At 64.8% G+C, this 1,290-nt stretch carries 1 protein-coding gene; it reads right to left on the minus strand.

Annotated elements, in window-relative coordinates:
* A partial coding sequence (locus ABZU75_RS46465) for an IS630 family transposase (RefSeq protein ID WP_355570013.1) occupies positions 1–1,236 on the minus strand: 1,236 nt, incomplete at its 3' end.
* Between the last annotated feature and the right edge of the window lie 54 nt (positions 1,237–1,290).

The following is a 1,290-nucleotide window of genomic DNA, read 5'->3' on the forward strand; positions in this document are numbered from 1 at the left end:
TCGGCAATATCTAGCAAGGGATTCGAGGATCTCTTCCGCGGTCTTCTTCCACACGAACGGCCGCGGGTTGTCATTCCATTGGTCGATCCAGGTGCGGATGTCCTTCTCCAGGGCTTGGACGCTCTTATGGGCTCCGCGCCTGATCAGCTGGTCGGTCAAGAAACCGAACCAGCGCTCGACCTGATTGATCCAGGAGGAGCCGGTCGGGGTGAAGTGCATATGGAACCGAGGGTGGCGCGCCAGCCACGCCTTGATCGCCGGGGTCTTGTGCGTGCCGTAGTTGTCGCAGATCAGATGGATGTCCAGCCCAGCCGGGACCGTCTTGTCGATCGTGATGAGGAACTTCTTGAACTCGGCGGCGCGGTGCTGACGGTGCAACTCGCCGATCACGGTCCCGTCTTCGATGTTGAACGCGGCGAACAGGCTGGTGATCCCGTTGCGTACGTAGTCGTGGGTGCGCCGCTCGGGCATCCCCGGCATCATCGGCAGCACCGGCTGTGAGCGGTCCAGGGCCTGGATCTGGGACTTCTCATCCACGCACAACACCACCGCGCGCTCAGGCGGGTTGTGATACAGGCCGATGACGTCGACGACCTTCTCCACGAACAGCGGATCACTGGACAGCTTGAAGGTCTGGGCCCGATGGGGTTTGAGCCCGAAGTCCCGCCAGATCCGTCCGATCGTCGACCTGGACAGTCCGCTGCGCCGGGCCATCGAGGTCCTCGACCAGTGCGTGGCGCCGGTGGGGGTCTGTTCCAGTGTCGCCACCACGACCTGTTCCACCTGGTCCAGGGTGATCGAGGGTGGCCGGCCCGGCCGCGCCTCGTCGATGAGGCCGTCCAGTCTCAGGCGCAGGAACCGGGTGCGCCACTTGGACACCGTGTCCGGATGCACCTGCAGTTCGGCGGCGATCTGTTTGTTGTCCTTGCCGTCCGCACACGCCAGCACGATCTTCGAGCGCATCGCCAGGACCTGTGAGGACTTACTGCGCTGTGCCCAGCGTCGTAGCGTCACCCGCTCGGTGTCGGTCACCGTCAGTTCTGACTTCGGCCGCCCGGAACGCGCCTCGTCGGCCAAGGCGTCCAGGCCGCCGCGGGCAAAGGCCGCACGCCACTTACGCACCGTGGCCAGCGCTGTTTTCAGCTCTCGTGACACCTGCGCGTTACTCGTCCCCGGCTCGGCGCATGCCAGCACGATCTTCGCCCGGATCGCCAATCTCGACGACTCCGCCGACATGGCACTCAGCTGAGCACGCTCGGCCTCGGTCAGCTGAATCTCCACCGCGGAGGG

The sequence above is a fragment of the Streptosporangium sp. NPDC005286 genome (assembly GCF_040607515.1).
GTDB lineage: Bacteria > Actinomycetota > Actinomycetes > Streptosporangiales > Streptosporangiaceae > Streptosporangium.